The 16,977-nt window shown below is 57.7% G+C and carries 14 protein-coding genes; 6 read left to right on the plus strand and 8 right to left on the minus strand.

Annotated features, from left to right (window positions below):
• Position 1: 1 nt before the first annotated feature.
• From GOW48_RS05330 to GOW48_RS05355, 6 genes are all read right to left on the minus strand, one after another.
• The gene (locus GOW48_RS05330; protein WP_170751968.1) at positions 2–1,105 is read right to left on the minus strand and encodes a mandelate racemase/muconate lactonizing enzyme family protein; all 1,104 of its coding nucleotides are present in this window, start codon (positions 1,103–1,105) and stop codon (positions 2–4) included.
• 112 nt (positions 1,106–1,217) lie between these two features.
• Positions 1,218–2,330, minus strand: coding sequence for a mandelate racemase/muconate lactonizing enzyme family protein (locus tag GOW48_RS05335; RefSeq protein ID WP_170751970.1), 1,113 nt, complete (start codon positions 2,328–2,330; stop codon positions 1,218–1,220).
• Positions 2,327–3,433: a mandelate racemase/muconate lactonizing enzyme family protein gene (locus GOW48_RS05340; protein WP_170751973.1), complete on the minus strand. Its 1,107-nt coding sequence runs from the start codon at positions 3,431–3,433 to the stop codon at positions 2,327–2,329. Before GOW48_RS05340 ends, GOW48_RS05335 begins: the two co-directional genes overlap by 4 nt.
• Complete coding sequence (locus tag GOW48_RS05345; protein ID WP_170751975.1) at positions 3,430–4,005, minus strand: dimethylsulfonioproprionate lyase family protein; 576 nt, start codon at positions 4,003–4,005, stop codon at positions 3,430–3,432. Before GOW48_RS05345 ends, GOW48_RS05340 begins: the two co-directional genes overlap by 4 nt.
• Entirely contained in the window at positions 4,002–5,084 is a 1,083-nt protein-coding gene (locus tag GOW48_RS05350; protein ID WP_234899369.1) for an alcohol dehydrogenase family protein, read from the minus strand. Before GOW48_RS05350 ends, GOW48_RS05345 begins: the two co-directional genes overlap by 4 nt.
• The gene (locus GOW48_RS05355; protein ID WP_170751977.1) at positions 5,081–7,537 is read right to left on the minus strand and encodes an FAD-dependent oxidoreductase; all 2,457 of its coding nucleotides are present in this window, start codon (positions 7,535–7,537) and stop codon (positions 5,081–5,083) included. Before GOW48_RS05355 ends, GOW48_RS05350 begins: the two co-directional genes overlap by 4 nt.
• A gap of 68 nt (positions 7,538–7,605) precedes the next feature.
• Between GOW48_RS05355 and GOW48_RS05360 the strand changes: the two genes are divergently transcribed.
• The 3 genes from GOW48_RS05360 to GOW48_RS05370 all read left to right on the plus strand — a co-directional run bounded on the left by GOW48_RS05360 (position 7,606) and on the right by GOW48_RS05370 (position 10,043).
• A complete protein-coding gene (locus GOW48_RS05360) occupies positions 7,606–8,493 on the plus strand; it encodes a MurR/RpiR family transcriptional regulator (protein ID WP_170751979.1) in 888 nt (295 codons plus the stop codon).
• A complete protein-coding gene (locus GOW48_RS05365; protein WP_170751981.1) occupies positions 8,490–9,581 on the plus strand; it encodes an aromatic ring-hydroxylating oxygenase subunit alpha in 1,092 nt (363 codons plus the stop codon). The genes GOW48_RS05360 and GOW48_RS05365 overlap by 4 nt, the downstream gene beginning before the upstream one ends.
• Positions 9,582–9,659: 78 nt before the next feature.
• Complete coding sequence (locus GOW48_RS05370) at positions 9,660–10,043, plus strand: carboxymuconolactone decarboxylase family protein (protein ID WP_170353640.1); 384 nt, start codon at positions 9,660–9,662, stop codon at positions 10,041–10,043.
• Between the two features lie 232 nt (positions 10,044–10,275).
• Here the strand turns inward: GOW48_RS05370 and GOW48_RS05375 are convergent, their stop codons facing one another.
• Together GOW48_RS05375 and GOW48_RS05380 are read right to left on the minus strand one after the other, a co-directional pair.
• Complete coding sequence (locus tag GOW48_RS05375; RefSeq protein WP_170756382.1) at positions 10,276–11,946, minus strand: pilus assembly protein TadG-related protein; 1,671 nt, start codon at positions 11,944–11,946, stop codon at positions 10,276–10,278.
• 1,003 nt (positions 11,947–12,949) lie between these two features.
• A complete protein-coding gene (locus GOW48_RS05380) occupies positions 12,950–13,981 on the minus strand; it encodes a hypothetical protein (protein WP_170353642.1) in 1,032 nt (343 codons plus the stop codon).
• A gap of 187 nt (positions 13,982–14,168) precedes the next feature.
• Here GOW48_RS05380 and GOW48_RS22300 point away from each other — a divergent pair, with 187 nt between their 5' ends.
• From GOW48_RS22300 to GOW48_RS05395, 3 genes are read left to right on the plus strand one after another with little or no spacing between them, the layout of a single operon-like run.
• Positions 14,169–14,858: a PepSY domain-containing protein gene (locus GOW48_RS22300; RefSeq protein ID WP_214648655.1), complete on the plus strand. Its 690-nt coding sequence runs from the start codon at positions 14,169–14,171 to the stop codon at positions 14,856–14,858.
• Between the two features lie 38 nt (positions 14,859–14,896).
• Complete coding sequence (locus GOW48_RS05390; RefSeq protein ID WP_170353643.1) at positions 14,897–15,556, plus strand: response regulator transcription factor; 660 nt, start codon at positions 14,897–14,899, stop codon at positions 15,554–15,556.
• A complete protein-coding gene (locus tag GOW48_RS05395) occupies positions 15,556–16,905 on the plus strand; it encodes a sensor histidine kinase (RefSeq protein ID WP_170751985.1) in 1,350 nt (449 codons plus the stop codon). The genes GOW48_RS05390 and GOW48_RS05395 overlap by 1 nt, the downstream gene beginning before the upstream one ends.
• The last annotated feature ends 72 nt before the right edge of the window (positions 16,906–16,977 follow it).

Below are 16,977 nucleotides of genomic sequence, written 5' to 3' on the forward strand. Positions count from 1 at the left end.
CTCAGGCAATCTCCAATATCGGGGAACCAAGGGTTTCCAGGTCGGGCGTCACGCCCAGACCCGGGCCTTCGGGCGGGGCGATGCGACCGTCTTTGCGGCTGGGTGCATCCGGGCAGAGGCGCGGGCCCACGTATGAGGACAGATCGCAGGTGTTCATCAACGAGCCATGCGGAGTCGAAGCCGCGAAATGCAACGCGGCGGCGGTGACGATATCGGATCCCCATGTGCATTCGGCGCAGATTTCGGCCCCCAGATGCACTGTCAGATCGCGCGCGCGGCGCATGGTCGACAGACCGCCGAACTTGGACAATTTCAACGCCACCGCATCCATGCAGCCCAATTCATGTGCACGCAGCAACGAGGCCAAATCATGGGCGTTTTCGTCGATCTTCATCGGCAGGCCGGTGGCTTGCCGCACGGCGGCACAATCCTCCAGAGTTTTGCAGGGTTGTTCCAGCATCACATCCAGATGTGTGACGGCGCGGCCCGTGCGTGTGGCCTGCAGGCGCGATGCGCCGCAGTTCCAGTCTCCGTAGACGATTGGCCCCGGCCCCACAGCTTCGCGCACTTTGGTCAGGCGTTCGGCATCGGCCTGCCAGTCGGCTTCGACCCCCAGCTTGACCTGAAACTGACGTATGCCGGTCTGATAGGCGGTCTGCGCGATGCGGGCCATCTCATCGGGGTCTATGCAGGTGATCGAGTGATAGAGCGGCATGTCCTTGCGCGTGCGCCCGCCCAGCAACGCATAGACCGGCTGGCCCGTGGCTTGGCCGAATAAATCCCACAGGGCAAGATCGACGGCGGATTTTGCGTAGCGGTGGCCTTGTAGAAACCCGTCGAGTTTCCGCATGGGGGCATCGGCCCCGAAGGGCGACATACCCAGGATTTCCGGGGCCATTTCGGTGATCGCCGCCGGGACGCCATCGGCATAGGCGGGCAGATAGTTCGGTATCGGGCAAACCTCGCCCCAGCCTTTCAGCCCAGTATCAGTTTCAAAGCACAGGACATGGGTTTTGACAGTGGCGCAGGTTTTGCCCTCGGCCATGCGGTAGGTTTCATGGCTGGTGAGGTCGACGGACCAGAGAGTGATGGCGGTGATTTTCATTCAGGCCGTCCTTGGGGTGTTGATGTTGTGCAGTCAGAGGGGCCAGCCCCCATCTTGGCCTTCGGCCAATTCACACCCCGAGATATTTCTAGCCAGATGAAGGGGCGGATCATCACGGGGCCTCGTAGGTTGCGATTGGGAGGCCGAGGGTGTCTTCGTCGGGGTGGACGCCAAGGCCCGGGGTTTCGGGCAGGTGGAGGTGTCCGTTATTGTTGCGGGGACCGCGACCGTTGGCGATGTCGATGGTGATCATATCCTGGCAGGCCCAGACGGCATGGCAGTTCTGATCGGGGATGGTGGCGGCCAGATGCAAGGCCTCGGTATCGGCAAGAACGGTGCCTCCGGTGGCCATGACAAACATGTCGATCCCGTGGGCCAGCGCAATATCGCGCATTCGGGCTGCCTTGGTCAGGCCGCCGACGCGGTTTAGCTTGATGCCAAAGACCTCGGCAAGACCGTCGCGCGCGATGCGGGTGGCGTCTTGCAGGGTGACGAGGCTTTCGTCCACTGAGACGGGTGAGGCGTGGCGACCCGAGATGGCGGCGATGTCGTCTAGGGATTCGCAGGGTTGTTCGAAGATCACCTGCAAAGGCTCGCAGGCCTTCATCACGCGCAGCGCCTGTTGGCGAGTCCAGCCCCGGTTCACGTCATAAAGAACAATCTCGCCGGGGCGGCGGAAGCTTTTAACATCTTGAACGCGGGCTATGTCGCGTTCGACGTCTCCGCCGATTTTGACCGAATGGGCGATGTAACCACGGTCGCGATAGCGGGTCATCACCTCGCGCGTTTCTTCAGCGGTTTTGGCACCGACGGACGAGGCAATCGGGCGTGGGGTGCGGGAACCGCCGCCCATCAGATCAGCAATTGGCAGGCCCGCTGCTTGCCCGGCGATGTCCCAACAGGCCATGTCGATCGGACTTTTGGCATAGAGGTGGCCGGGCAGCGCCGTATCCATGGCGCGTTCCACATCAAGCACGCGGCGCGGATCCAGGCCCAGAATAAACGGGGCCATGGTCTCGATTCCCGAACGGATACCCGGACCGTGGGCCGGCACATAGGTATGGCCCCAGGGCGTGCCCTCGCCCCAGCCGATCAAGCCAGTATCGGTTTCAATCTTCACCAGCGTTGCGTCCAACGTTTCGAATTTCAAACGCCCGCCAGACAGCCAATAGGGATGCTCGAGCGGCAGGTCGATTTGGTAGACGGTGATGGTTTTGATCTTCATAGCGCGTACTCTGCCACGGGCGCACCGAGGCTTTTGAAATCCGGGGTGACACCTAAACCTGGCGCATCTGGCGTGTAGAGCTTGCCGTTTCGCGACACAGCCCCGCCGCATCCGGTCGAGCGGGTGTTGTAGTTCATCAGGTCTGTGGTGTTTTGCAGGTATTCCTCGGGCGTGGAGGCGGCAAAATGGGCGACGGTGGCAGTGGAGATTTCGCCGCCCCATGTATCCTCGGCCACCACGGGAATACGGTTTTCAATCAGATAGTCACGCACCCGTCGCGCCTTGCTAAGCCCGCCAAGATTGGAAAGCTTCAGGCAGCAGATCTCGGCCCCCCGATCCGCGACGATACGCTGCGCCATGTGCATTCCGGTCAGGCATTCGTCCAGCTTCATCGGCTGTTCGGCCACGCGGCGAACCTGCTGGCATTCCTCGTACGTTCTGCAGGGTTGTTCGAGGATAAAGTCCAGGTCGCGCGTCGCCCGAGCCACCCGGATCGCGTTGTCCACGCGCCAGCCCTGATTGGCGTCGGCCATGGCGGTCTCACCCGGTTGTAGCAAAGGGACCGTGGCCCTGATGCGGTCGATGTCCGTGGCCCAATCTGCGCCCACCTTGATCTGGAACTGGCGGTAACCCTGATCGCGATAGGTTTTCATCTCGGCCACGGTCTCATCCACTGCCTTTTGCGGCGCCACCCGATACATCGGGGCACCATCCGTAAGCTTGCCGCCCAGCAACATCCAGATGGGCTGCGCGCAGGCTTGCCCCAGAATATCCCAACAGGCTGCATCAAACGGTGCTTTGGCATAGCCGTGCCCCTGCACCAGATGGTCCATCAGCTGTTCGATCCGCCCAACCTGCCGGGGGTCCTCACCCAGCAGAAATGGGGCCACCAGACGCGCCAGCGCTGGCACGCCTTGGGAATGCGCGACCATGTAGTTTTCGCCGCAGGGTGTGAACTCACCACAGCCCTGCAACCCAGCATCGGTGTCGATCACCACAACCGAGGCGATGGCCGACTCAATCGCATTGCCCGCACCCCAAACGTAGGCCCCGCCGACATAGGGCAGCCCGGTCTGATAGATGCGGATGCGGGTGATTTTCATGCGGCGTCCATTCGGGGCAAGGCATCCAACCCTTCGCCGCGCCACAGCACGTAGGTCAGGATGGGGCTGTCGGTGGTTGTCATTGCGTGGCTTTGCCAACTGGTGTGCAGCCGGGTTTGGTTGGGTGTTAGTTCGGCGTCATTACCTTCGACCCTAAACCTCGCCCGACCCGCGGCGATGAGGTAAAGTTCCTCGGCCTGATGGCTGTGCCAATCATAGACCAACCCCTCGCCCCAAAAAGCCACGTAGCCCCGCAGCTTTGTCGAGTGGAAATGGCCCGTGGGACCGAGCAGTTCATAATAGCCAAAACGGTTCAGGAAGTCGGCACCGACTTCGTCTTCGGTGTAAGTCAGCTTCCAATCGGCGAGATGCGCGGTTGCGCAGATCGCCTTCGTAAGGGCTTGAGTCGGCCCCGCACCGGACTGGATCGCCTGCACGAGAGGAACCGCCGGGATCGCGTTTGGCGACACGTCAACGGCGCACAGATCATCTGGCCAATCGCCGAACGCAGCCAGATCAGGATGCGTTTGGTGCAGCTGTCGCGCGGCGTTCAGCACATCATCCAATGTCATGGGATCACCACGATATTGCCAGTGTGCTGCTTGGCGATGAAAGCCGCCTGCGCCTCGCGCAGCTCCTCCAGAGGATAAGTCGCGGCAAGAGCCGGTTTGATCTCACCCGCCTCGATATATTTCACGAGGTTCTGCATTACCTGCGGGTCGATGACAGTCGAGCCGGTGAAGGTCAGGTCGCGCAAATAGAAGGTGCGCAAGTCGAACTCAACCATCGGGCCCGCGATGGCTCCGGAGCAGGTGTACCTTCCGCCGCGCTCGAGGATGTCGATCAGGGACGGCCAGTAGGAGCCGCCGACCACATCTGCGACCACCGTGATCTTTTCACCGTCCAGCACTTTGCGCAGGTTTTCCGGTGCGCGCGGCAAGATCATGTCAGGACCAAGCTCGGCGACGTCGGCATGTTTCGCCTCGGACGCCATTGCGATAACGCGCGCGCCACGCCGTTTGGCCAGTTGCACCAAGGCGCCGCCGACACCGCCCGAGGCTCCGGGCACCAGAACCGTGTCTTTCTCGGTGACATTGGCGCGGGTCAGCATCCCTTCGGCGGTTGAGTAGGAGCAAGAAAACGTCGCCAATTCCGCATCCGACAGATCGGAGGTGATCGGCACCGCATTCACGGCCAGAGTGGTGGCATATTCGGCAAACCCTCCGTCCCGCTCCGAGCCGTAATAGCCGGTTTTGTCCATATTTCCGGGGTCATCCGGGTCGCGCAGCCAGCCATCTGTGATCACACGCTGACCGATGCGGGCGGGATCGACGCCCGCGCCGACGGCAACGATATGGCCGCAGATATCCGCCCCCTGGATGCGCGGAAAGGTGATCGGGTTGCCGCCCCAGGTGGGGTCTTCCTCACCCACCTCATCAAACGCGCCGCCGGTTGTCGCGTCGGTGACTGTCTTGGAATACCAACCCGACCGCGTGTTCACATCTGTGTTGTTCAGACCGCAGGCGGCGACCTTGATCAGCACTTCATGGGCCGCAGGTTCGGGGCGAGGCCAGTCCGGGTGAAGCACCATCTGCTCCAACCCGCCATGGCCCATCGTGACCATGGCTTTCATTGTATCAGGCAGAGTCATTGCGCGGCCTCCAGTACGGCGTCAGCGCGAGGCAGCAGGCTTTGCGGATCATAGGCCGGTTCGCCCAGCACCCGCGCTGCACGGGATTGACCGTGGATCACGACCTGCAATGCGGTGCCGGGCGTGGCGGCCTCGGGCTTGATATAGGCAAAGGCGAGGATCTTGCCGACGGTATGCCCGTAGACCACCGAGGCGGTCGAGCCGACCACGCGACCATTCAGCATCACTGCCTCGCCACCATGGCCGTCAATCTCGCCATCCTGTTCGATTTCCAGATAAGCGCAAATCCACGGAAGGTCGGTGTTCAGGGTTTTGTCCTTGCCCAGATACTCCTTGTCGGCGCGCGCAAAGCGCAGCACATCCGCCTCGGCCAATGTCACTTCATTGGTTAACTCGCCCGCACCTTTGAAGCCTTTCTCCATCCGCATCACGTTCATGGCAAAGCTGCCGTAGTCGGCGATGCCATGCGGCTCACCCGCAGCCCAAAGTGCGGTGTAAACGTCGAGGCAAGCAGCATTGGGCATATGCAATTCCCAGCCCAGTTCCCCGGCATAGGACATGCGGAACGCCCAGACCTTGTGGCCTGCGATTGTGATTTCCTGCGCGGACAACCAGCGGAACCCGGCATTGGTCAAATCGGCATCGGTGCAGCGCGCCAGCACGTCCCGCGACCGTGGACCGTTCAACGACAAGGCCGACCAATCGGACGAGAGGGCGGCAATCTGAACATCCTCCTCTGCCCGCTGTTGCGTCAGGTGATCCAGCAAGCGCTGTTCGAAGAACGCGGCGCAAACCAGATAGAAGCGGTTTTCGGCCATGCGGACGATGGTTGTCTCCAACTCGATCCGGCCCCGGCGGTTCAGCATATGGGTCAGCGTGATCGAGCCCACTTTTTGCGGCATCCGGTTGGCCGTCAGCCGATCCAGCAGGGCGTAGGCATCCGGCCCCGAAACCTCGACCTTGGTAAAGGCGGTGACGTCCATGATGCCGACGCGTTCGCGGACCGCTTTGACCTCGGCCGCGACCATGTCATCGGCAGGGGTACGGCGGAAGGAATAGTGGTCGCGCTGTTCCACCCCATCGCGGGCGAACCAGCGGGGGCGCTCGAACCCATAGACTTCCTCATGCACCGCGCCTTTGGAGTTTAGCAGTTCGTACAGCGGCGATGGCTTGATCGGACGCCCCTCCAACCGATTGAAATGCGGAAAGGGGATTTCGTGGCGCAGGCAATAGTCTTCCTCGGCCTTGATCACCTGCCAGTCCTTCGTGGCATAGCTGCCGAACCGGCGCGGATCGAATTCGCGCATCGAGATATCGGCAGCACCATGCACCATCCAGCGCGCCAGCTCACGCGTCAGGCCCGGCCCCCAGCCAATGCCGATCTGCGTGCCGCAGCAGCACCAATAATTCCGCACGCCCGGCGCAGGCCCGATCAGAGGGTTCCCGTCCGGCGGATGCGAAATCGCACCGTGCACGTCACGCTGAATGCCCAGTTCGGCAAAGATCGGCATGCGGTTCAGGCTTTCCTCCAGCCACGGCATCACCCGGTCGTAGTCCGCATCGAACAGCCAGTTTTCGTATTCCCAGGGGCAGTGATCATGCCAGACCGAGTTCGGGTTCTCTTTCTCATAAATCCCGATCAACCCGCGATTTTGCTCCATCCGGATATAGCCCGAGACCTTGCGGTCATCGCGGATCACCGGCAGTTCGGTGTCCAGATTCTGAAACTCGGGCACCGGTTCGGTCACGAAATAATGGTGCGTCATCGAGGTCATCGGCAGTTGCAGCCCCGACCATTCACCCATCTGACGGGCATAGGTGCCGCCCGCATTCACCACATGCTCGCAGGTGATGGTGCCCATCTCGGTCTCAACCACCCACTCACCGTTGCCGGCCTGCGTGATGTTGGTGGCGCGGCAGTTGCGGAAGATTTGCACCCCCTTCTGGCGCGCGCCGGCAGCCATCGCCATGGTCACATTGGTCGGGTCCACATGCCCGTCATCCGGCGTGTGCAGCGCGCCCAGAACACCGTCCAAGTTATAGAACGGATGCAGTTCGGCCACCTTCTCAGGCCCAACCAGTTCGATATTGAAACCCAGCGACCGCCCCACCGACAGGGTATGGCGCAGCCAGTCCATCTCATCCTCGGTATAGGCCAGGCGAAACGAGCCGCAGCCGTGCCATGTCACCGGTTGACCAGTCTCTGCCTCCAGCGCCCCGGAATAGAGACCGATATTGTAGTCCACGCATTTGCCCAGCCCAAAGCTTGAGGTCGAATGCGTGATCTGGCCCGCCGCGTGCCACGTGCTGCCGCTGGTCAGTTCCGCCTTTTCCAGCAGGACGGTATCCTCGCCCCACCCTTCATGCGCCAGATGATAGGCCAGACCGACCCCCATGACGCCGCCTCCGACAATGACCACGAGGGCGTGGGTGGGCAATTTCTTCTCGGACATGACATTTCCTCTTCCCGAGTCGCTTTTCTGCTCGACAGGCTAATTCCACATTTGTACCATCGTCAATCATGAATGACACAAATGTATCATCAATCGTTCTCGACCGCCTTACGGAGGAATGGGAGGCGCTGACGCCCGAGGCGCAAAAGGCTGCACGCTATGTGCTGGAAAACCCCACGGATGTTGGGGTTTCGACCGTGCGCGAAATCGCCGAAGCCGCCAAGGTCAAGCCCAACACTTTTGTCCGCATGGCACGGCAGGTGGGGTTCGAAGGGTACGAGGATTTCCGCGCCCCGTTCCGCGACGCGATTCGGCGCGGGAATGTCTCGTTTCCTGATCGGGCCAAGTGGCTGCAAGAAATCGGCAAGTCCGGAGAGCTGGGCGGCCTGTACGCGGATATGATCGGTGCAACAATACGCAATATCGAAGAGACCTTTGCCGGAATCGACGCGACACGCCTGAAAGCAGCGGCCGATGATATCTGGAATTGCCGTCAGATTTTCACGCTTGGCGTCGGCGTAAATAACGCCAATGCAAGGAATTTCACCTATCTCGCCTCGACGGGGATGAAGCAATTCCACGCCATACCGCGCCCGGGATCGACGCCAGTGGATGATCTGGCCTGGGCTGACGACCAAGACGTCCTGATCGCGATGACCTGCCACCCCTATCGCACTGAAGTCATCGAGGCCGTCAAACTAGCCCGCGAACAAGGGGTGACCGTGGTCAGTATATCCGACAGCCCCGCCAGCCCGGTGATCCTTAATGCGCATCATGGCTTTGTCATTGCTGCCGACACACCGCAATTTTTCCCGTCCTCTGTCTCGACCATCGCGCTGCTGGAGACGTTGCTGTCCTTCGTGATCGCCGTCGCCAGCGACGAAATCGTCGAACGTGTGGAACGGTTTCATCAACGCAGACACCAGCTTGGCATCTACGCGGAGGAGCCCGAATGAATGCCCCCCTGACCCATTCACTGGACGCGCGATACTATACCGACCCCACGATTTTCGCGCAGGAAATGCAGGGGCTGCTCGCCAGAACCTGGCAATTCGCGGGCCATGTGGCGCAGGTGCGCGAACCGGGAGATTACTTCGCGTTCGAAATTGCAGGCCAGAACCTCTTCTGTATTCGCGGGCGTGACGGAGAAATCCGCACATTCTATAACGTCTGCCAACACCGCGCGCACGAGATGGTCAGTGGCGCGGGCAACACGCGCGTTGTCGTCTGCCCCTATCATTCCTGGACCTATGAACTGACGGGCCATTTGCGCGCCGGCCCGAATATCAAGTCGGTTCCCGGTTTCGACCGCAGCGCGATCTGCCTGACCTCGGTGCGGACCGAAGTCTTCAACGGTTTCATCTTCGTCAACCTCGACGATGACGCCGCGCCCATGGACGAATGGTACCCTGGCGTGCGGGAAGAAATCCGCGCCTTTGTTCCGCATATCGACGATCTGGAACCGCTGGAATGGGTCGAGATTCCGGAACACTGCAACTGGAAGGTCAGTATCGAGAACTACTCGGAATGCTATCACTGCCCGACCAACCACCCGACCTTTGCCGAAGGCGTCGTCAAGCCCGAGACCTATGACATTCAGCCCGACGCCAGCGGCGGCTATGTCCTGCGCCATACGACGGAATGCCAGAGCCTCGACAAGATGACCTATCCGATCGACATGTCCGTGCCTCACGCGGGCGACTACCAGTCGTGGTTCCTGTGGCCGATGTTCTCGTTCCAGTGCTATCCGGGTAACGTACTGAACACCTATCACTGGCGCGCGAATGACGCCGATCACTGCACCGTCTGGCGCGGCTGGTACACCGAGGGCGGATCGGAAAGCGCCGTCATCCGCCAACTGGCCGTGCAAGACCGCGAGACAACGGTCGAAGAGGATATCCGTCTGGTCGAATCCGTCCACCGCGGCCTGAAATCCCGCGGCTATCGCCCCGGACCGCTGGTGCTGGATCCCGGCTGTGGGGTTATGTCCGAACATTCAATCGCACGGTTGCAACAATGGATGCGCGACGCCATTGATGGCTGACCTGCCTAAAGGCTAGGAAAATACGTCGAATTTTCTTAGCCCGGCGCTTAGCGTACAAACAAAACTTCAGAGGTGAAAATGTCAGACCTGTTCAACGAAGATCTGTTTCTGAAAGGCCTGGAACAACGCAAAAACACTCTTGGCGCAGAATATGTCGAAAAGAACCTCGCGGCGGCTGACGACTTCACCCGCCCATTCCAAGAAGCAATGACAGCATGGTGCTGGGGCTTTGGGTGGGGTGATGATGTCATCGACGCCAAAACACGGTCGATGATGAACCTGTCGATGATCGGCGCCCTGGGCAAAATGCATGAGTGGGAAATTCACTGCAAAGGCGCGATCAACAACGGTGTTTCACCAGAAGAGATCCGCGCCATCATCCATGTCATCGGTATCTATTGCGGCGTTCCACAGGCTCTGGAATGTTTCCGCGTCGCCCGTAAAGTCTTGGGCTATTCCTGAACGACCCTATTCCGCGCCTCACGCTTCGAAATTCAGCACCGTGCGCACGTACTGGATGTGCCGAATTTTGGTTTGCCTTGCGCCAGCTTTAAGCGCGCAGTGATTTGGGACTGCGACAAAGCCCCAACCGCCATACTGCTGGGCTAAAGCAAAAAAATCGCCCGGCCCTTTCGGAACCGAGCGGTAGAGGGAAAACGAAAAGGAGCACATCACGTGTGCTCCTTTTGCATGGTTACTGAATCAGCCGCAGCTTCTGGATGGAACCGGCAATCGACACGAACGAGTCGATGATCTCTTCGCCGGTAACCTCGTAGTAGTGCGAAGGAGACGAGGCGCATGACTTGACCTCGGCCGCCGCCTGATCTGAAGTTTCAAACGCAACCGCGTAGATGATCACGTTGTTCGCCTTGGCCAGCTCACACTGCTGTTTGAACAGCTGCAAGTTGGTAACCTGTGACGATGTAATGGTCGTGTCTTCGGACGGGCGCGAGACCAGCTCGGTCAGACCGTTTTCTTCTTCCATTTCGTCAGCAGGGCGAACCTGCGGGCTGGTCCGGCCGTCGGTCATGAGGACGATGTATTTCGACGTGTCCTCATGATCCCAGTTTAGGGGACGGTTCGCGAATTCAGCCGGAACCTCACCCATGGTGCTGAGATAGGCAAAGGCATCGCGCGAGGACGGGTCCAGCAGAGCCAGCGCATATTTCAGGCTGTAATTGGTGCCGGTGCCGTCGAACAGACGCAGGTTGTCAATAAAGCTGTGCAGAGTGACCTCGTCGTTCTGAGCGTATTTGATGCTCATCTCGTCATCCGGGCACCAACCCCAGTTCTGCGTGGTCTCGTCATAGTCCCAATTCACGAAGTACGGCACCTGCTCGGTCGAACCGGATGGCAGTTGCGACGTCATGAAATCGGAATATGAAAGTTCCAGACAGGACGATTCATTGTTCGGGATGGTCTGGTAGTATGAGTGGAAATCATTGAACTGCAATTCAGCATCGACATTGTTGAATTTAGTTTCGCTGGCTTCCACGTCACCCGTGATGCTGTAGTATTCGGTTGCTTGCTTACCACCCTTGATCGAAGCACCAACCAGTTCTGCGTCTTCGGTCAGGACAGAGTTCTCGATGGCGAAATCCTTGACGTAGTAATAGTAGGTGTCGACGTCGTCTTTGTCGAAACCATCCACGTCGTTGTCCGGAAAGCTGTCAATCTTTACAGAGTAATCCGGTGAACCGTCGCCGCTGGTGTCAAACCAGAAGACAACGTTGGAAATATCCTGCTTCCAGGTCGGGAAATACCCCTCTTCTGTGGTCGTGCCGAACCGTTCACCACCCAGGTATTCGAACATCGTCGACCCCGGGTTTGTTTGACCCGCGAAAGGAATGACATTGATCGAAGTCTGCTTGTCCGCCTTGGTACCCGTAGTGGGGTCTTCATTTCGGCTAAGGCTTTTGGTGATGAACGCCTTGGCGGCAGCTTGCATCAAGTCGACACGGTTGTTGCTGCCCATACTGCCCGAAATATCCAGCACCAATGAGATCTCGGTATGGGGCGCAGCTTCATTGGCCGCGGCTCCGATACCCAAAGGAATAGAGTCGATACCACTCAGGCGCATGAATTTTGTATCGTATTCTGCCCCGATCGCTGCGGCGACCGTCCGGTCCTGAAACGCCTCTTGAACAGCTACTGAGCTTTGGTACTCCGACAGCCCCTGCGCCGCCAGATGCGCATTAACCACTTCCTCTGGTGGCAGTGTCTGCTCGAGGTTGGCGGCGGCAAGCACCGCATTGTCAAGAACCCACTGTAGCTTAACGCGGTCGCGCTCATAGTTGGCGACATCAACTGCGATTCCCGTCGCGGCCAACAACATGAGAAAGACGAAAAGCGCAAAAATCGTCAAAGCGCCTTCTTCGCCAGTGGCGAAACGTCCCTTTTTAGAAGGACCACTTAAAATTGAGTTCAGTTGTCTTCGAGTCCGAATTCTGGGCATTTGAATCTCCGGGGCAACGTAATTTTTTTTCACCATTGCCTGAGATTTTGTCCCCAATTTGCCACAAATCGGGTGTTTAGATTACAATAAATGAATGTGAAATGAACTGAAAATTAACGAATATTTTCTACAGAAAAAGGCTCTAAATAGTCGTTCAATAACAATTAGTTAAATAAATTCATACTGCGTTGAGAATCCCCCTGATCGGTTCATTTTCAATTAATACTCTGAAAAAATAGCTTGAAAATTGCGGTATTTGGGGCGGACTGGAACAATTGGAAAACTCCCGAAAACCAAAGCCTATTTGCCCACGCTGGGAACGGCTACGTCGATTCGGCGAACTAAAGTGGCGTTGTTCTCATTTTCGCAACAACTTTAACGGAAGTTGAATAATGTATTCGCACTTCATTCAATCAAGATTTGGCACAATTCGTATTAATTGAATCTGAACACCTTAGTCGCCCCGAGATTCTGCAAAGGGAATAAAATGACAAAGTCTGCCATATTGATTGCAACACCGTGGTCTTCGGTTGAGCGATACACATTTAAGTCGGTCAGGTGCAGCAGCAGCCCTGCGGTGGGAATGCGAGGTCGTGAACGTTTTCCTCCGATCAACATTACGCTTGCGGGCATCGTCAGAGAAATGCGGTTTCAGGAAGAAAATAAACCCGCCGCGCCCAAGTGATTTCGGACCAACATTCTGGCGCTGCTCGCCCCAAAAAAGGGAAAAGCCCGCTCATAATAAGAGCGGGCTTTAATTCGCGCCTAGAGTGAGTACGGGTGCGCGATCCTTTTCGTCTTCAGTTCACATCCATTAGTCGATTACCGGGCCAGCCAATGTTTTGTAGGTGGATGATAAAGGCTGGCCCGGCTCTCGTTGCCTCCGTGAGATTCAGGGCAATGAGATCATGTCTTATTCGAGCCCGAGCATGGCTCGCACCGTCGCCTCCACTTCGTCGGTTACAGGTTTGTTCGCCGCATCTTCAAGCGCCTCACGCTCCAGGTCTGGCTGCTGTTCAACTTGCTCAGTTAGATCTTCAACTTCTGCAACCGCATCGTTGTAGTCGACAGCATCCTGCAGCTCATCCGCAATTTCCTGCTCCTCCTTTACGGCTTCCGCAAGCTCTGCTTCTGCAATGCCCAACGCCTCTTCGATTGCTTCATCCTCACCACCGGCATCCGCCAGGTCTTGTTCCAGACCGTCGACAACCTCTTGTTTCTCGTCGACATTTTGCTGCGCTTCATCAAGCGCATCTTCGATCTCATCGGTTGTACGATCGGGCTGTTCCAGGCCCGCAAGCGTTTCGATCGCTTCTTCCAGATCCTCTTCGAGGGCAAAACCTGCCAGCACGGTATCACGATAGATTGCGATCCGGCCGACACGGGAATTCGGAGAGGCATTCAACAACGCTGTCGGGCTGGCATTGGCCGCATTCAAGGCACCAAGTTCAGAAGGATGGGCCTGAAGAAGCTCGGACGCTTTGACCTTTTTGCTCCGGCCCTGTGGCCGAACAGATGTTGTCACTTCGGTCACGGCATCTTTCTGCTGAGAGCCAGAGGATACGGAACGGCTGGACTTGGACGATTTCTTGGACGACTTATTGCCTTGGAAAAAATCCTTCAAAGAGAAGCCTTTTCCCCCAAGCGACTTACTTCCCGACCCCGCGGTTTTCTTACCGCTACGGTTGAGTCCCCCTTTACCCTTTGCGCCATCATTTTTGCCTGCGCCTTGGCCGCCATTCCCTTTGCCGCTGTTACCTTTTTCTCCACCGTTACCGCCGCCATTGCCTTTACCGCCACCGTTGCCCCCGCCATTGCCTTGCCCCCCTTTGGCAAAGGCGGGTTCAGGCACCGCGACCGTCATAACAACAGCAGCAGAGCCAACTAAGGCCACGGCAACAGCAGAAGCTTTCAGGAGGTTTGTCGTCTTGATCTTCATGTTCATTTACTTTGGCCCTCGCGGATCGAAATATTCCGAACGACAGCCCCCACTTAGTCGCCAGAGGCAGAATCACCCCTTTGACTGCATTTGACATGATGCACACTGAACACACGAAAAACTGTTTGTTCATCACTAGTTCACATAGAATTAATTAATCTTTAGGATGATCTACGCAAAGACAGTGACCGTGATGTTAAAGCTTGTAGCAGTAACGCTTTTTGCCACCCTTCTCATGACTGGTGAGGGGTTTGCTGACGCGCGCGAACTTAAGCAATCCGAGTTACGCCAGGCGACAAAGACTGGCAGTGCAATTCGGTTGAAAAGAGTTATTCGTGGCGTTGAAAAAGTGTTTGGCGGCACTCCTGTGGACGCACGCGCGTTTCAGACGGACAGGGTCTACTACCGGATTCTGGTCAAAAAACCCAACGGCAGCATTATAAGTGTTATTGTCGATGCCCAGACCGGCGTTGTCGTGTCGAATCGATCTAGTGTTGGTCGGCAAATACGAGAAGCGGCTCAGGCAAATAACGGCAAATCGGCCAATTCCAAAAGCCAAGCTGGAAACCGGGCCAACAGCGGAAACAACAATGCCGGTGGAAACGGCAAAGGCAACTCCGGTGGCAATGGTAATGGCAATTCCGGCGGCAACGGCAACTCCGGCGGTGGCAATTCCGGTGGTAATGGCAATTCCGGCGGCGGTAACTCCGGCGGCGGTAACTCCGGTGGTGGCAACAGCGGCGGCGGTAACTCCGGTGGTGGCAACAGCGGTGGCGGCAACTCTGGCGGTGGCAACAGCGGTGGTGGTAACTCCGGCGGTGGCAACAGCGGCGGTGGCAACTCCGGCGGCAACGGCAACGGAAATGGCGGACGCGGAAGATAACCGATGAACATTTCGCCGAAGCATTGTAGTTTTCACCTATGAGAGTATTGCTTGCAGAGGATGAGCCGCATCTTTGCGCTCAGATCAAAAAACTTCTGAACGCCGAAGGCCGGGTTGTGGACGTAGCCCACAATGGGCTTGAGGCGCTTCATCTTGGATCAACTGAACCGTACGACGTGATCGTTTTGGACGTCGGTCTGCCGGAACGGGACGGTATCTCGGTTTTGCGGGAATGGCGCGCAAACGGCGTCAAGACCCCAGTGCTGATCCTTACTGCACGGGATGGCTGGAGCGAACGGGTCGACGGTCTGGATGCTGGCGCCGACGACTACATGACCAAACCCTTCCATATGCCCGAGCTGGCAGCCAGAGTGCGTGCGATCCTACGGCGACAAAGCGGACAGCTTAATCCCCTGATCGAGATGGGGGGTGTGTCACTGGATACCAAAAACGGACGAGTAACCGCGAAAGATGTTCCGGTTGATCTGACTGCACAGGAAATCGCTGTGCTGACCTATCTGGCGCATAACCGCGGCCGTCTGATTTCGCGCACCGAGCTTTCCGAGCATATTTACGAATATGATGGTGATCGGGATTCGAACACGATCGCTGTCTTCATCACACGTCTTCGAAAAAAGCTGGGTCCCGAACTGATCAAAACCGTACGCGGGCGCGGCTATATGATCGACAGCGCCTGATGCTGTCACTACGGGAACGAGCCCTGCTGGGCGGCGTTGCCACGGGTGCCATCTCGGTTGCGGTGGGCACTTTGGCAGTTCTATCCTACATCAACTCAAGGGTCTCGGATCAATTTGACTCCAATCTGCGTGACCGCCACACGCAGCTCGTTGTCGGGCTGAGTGTCACGACAGACAACCCGGATGCATTGCAGGATCTGATGTTCGATCCGGCCTATGGCACACCTTATTCAGGGCGGTATTGGCAGGTGACCAACGGAAGGGATGAGGTTTTCACCTCGGCTTCTCTGTTCGATGAAACCATCGCGGAACCTGTCGTTGCCACGGCGTCCGCAACCTTCTGGAACACAACCGGCCCTGAAGGTGAGGCCCTGCGCAGTATCTATCAGGAAATCTCGTACGAGGACGGAACCGTATGGGGCGTCAGTGTAGCCGAGAGTCGCAACGAGCTCATTGCCGAGCGCCGGGCCGCGCAGCGCAGCCTGCTGCCGGTGTTTACTCTGGTGGGCCTGATTGGGGTCGCCGGATCTTTGCTTTTGATGTCTGCGATCATGGGCCCTCTTCGCAAACTTCGCACGGATGTTGCGCATCGCTGGGACACGGATGAGGGGCTCAAGCCTGACGACTATCCTGATGAGGTGTCGCCATTGGTCGACGACCTCAACAAACTTTCAAGGCGTAATCGGGATATTGTATCAGGGTCGCGTCGACAAACTGCCGACCTCGCGCATGCGCTCAAGACGCCGACAGCGATCCTTCGCAATGAATTGAGCAGCCTTGCTGAACATGGCGCCACGATCGACACCGCGCAGGAAGCACTGGACAGGATAGACGCTCAACTCAGTCGTTCATTGGCACGAATGAGGGCTATGAACACAGCCGAACTTAGCCATTCGCGCGCAGATCTGTCCAATTCGGTGGACCGGTTGTCGCGCCTGTTTTCTCGCATGGCCGAACGTGACGGCAAGGAGCTCGAAGTCATCCGACAAAAAAACCTTTGGGTACGGATGGATCCCCAGGACATCGAGGAAGTCCTGGGTAATTTGATGGACAACGCTGTCAAATGGTGTCGTCAAACTGTGCGTGTTTCGGCGATGGCCAAAAGGAACAGTATTGAAATTCATATCGAGGACGACGGACCGGGTATCCCCGAGGATGACCGGCGCGAAGCTCTTCGATCAGGCGGGCGACTAGACACCTCTGTCGCTGGAACGGGACTAGGTTTGGCGATTGCGGTCGATTTGCTCAACGCATACGGAGCCAAGCTGGATCTGGGCAGATCAAAGGTGCTGGGCGGGTTGGAATGTCGTGTTGTGATCAACTCGATCCACAAGAAACCATCAAAATAGGCGGAAGAGCACACAAATTCTGTGTTGATGGCGGAGACGAAGGCAGTATAACTAATTCATTAAAGCACTATT

Source organism: Ruegeria lacuscaerulensis (assembly GCF_013033355.1).
Classification (GTDB): Bacteria; Pseudomonadota; Alphaproteobacteria; order Rhodobacterales; family Rhodobacteraceae; genus Ruegeria; species Ruegeria lacuscaerulensis_A.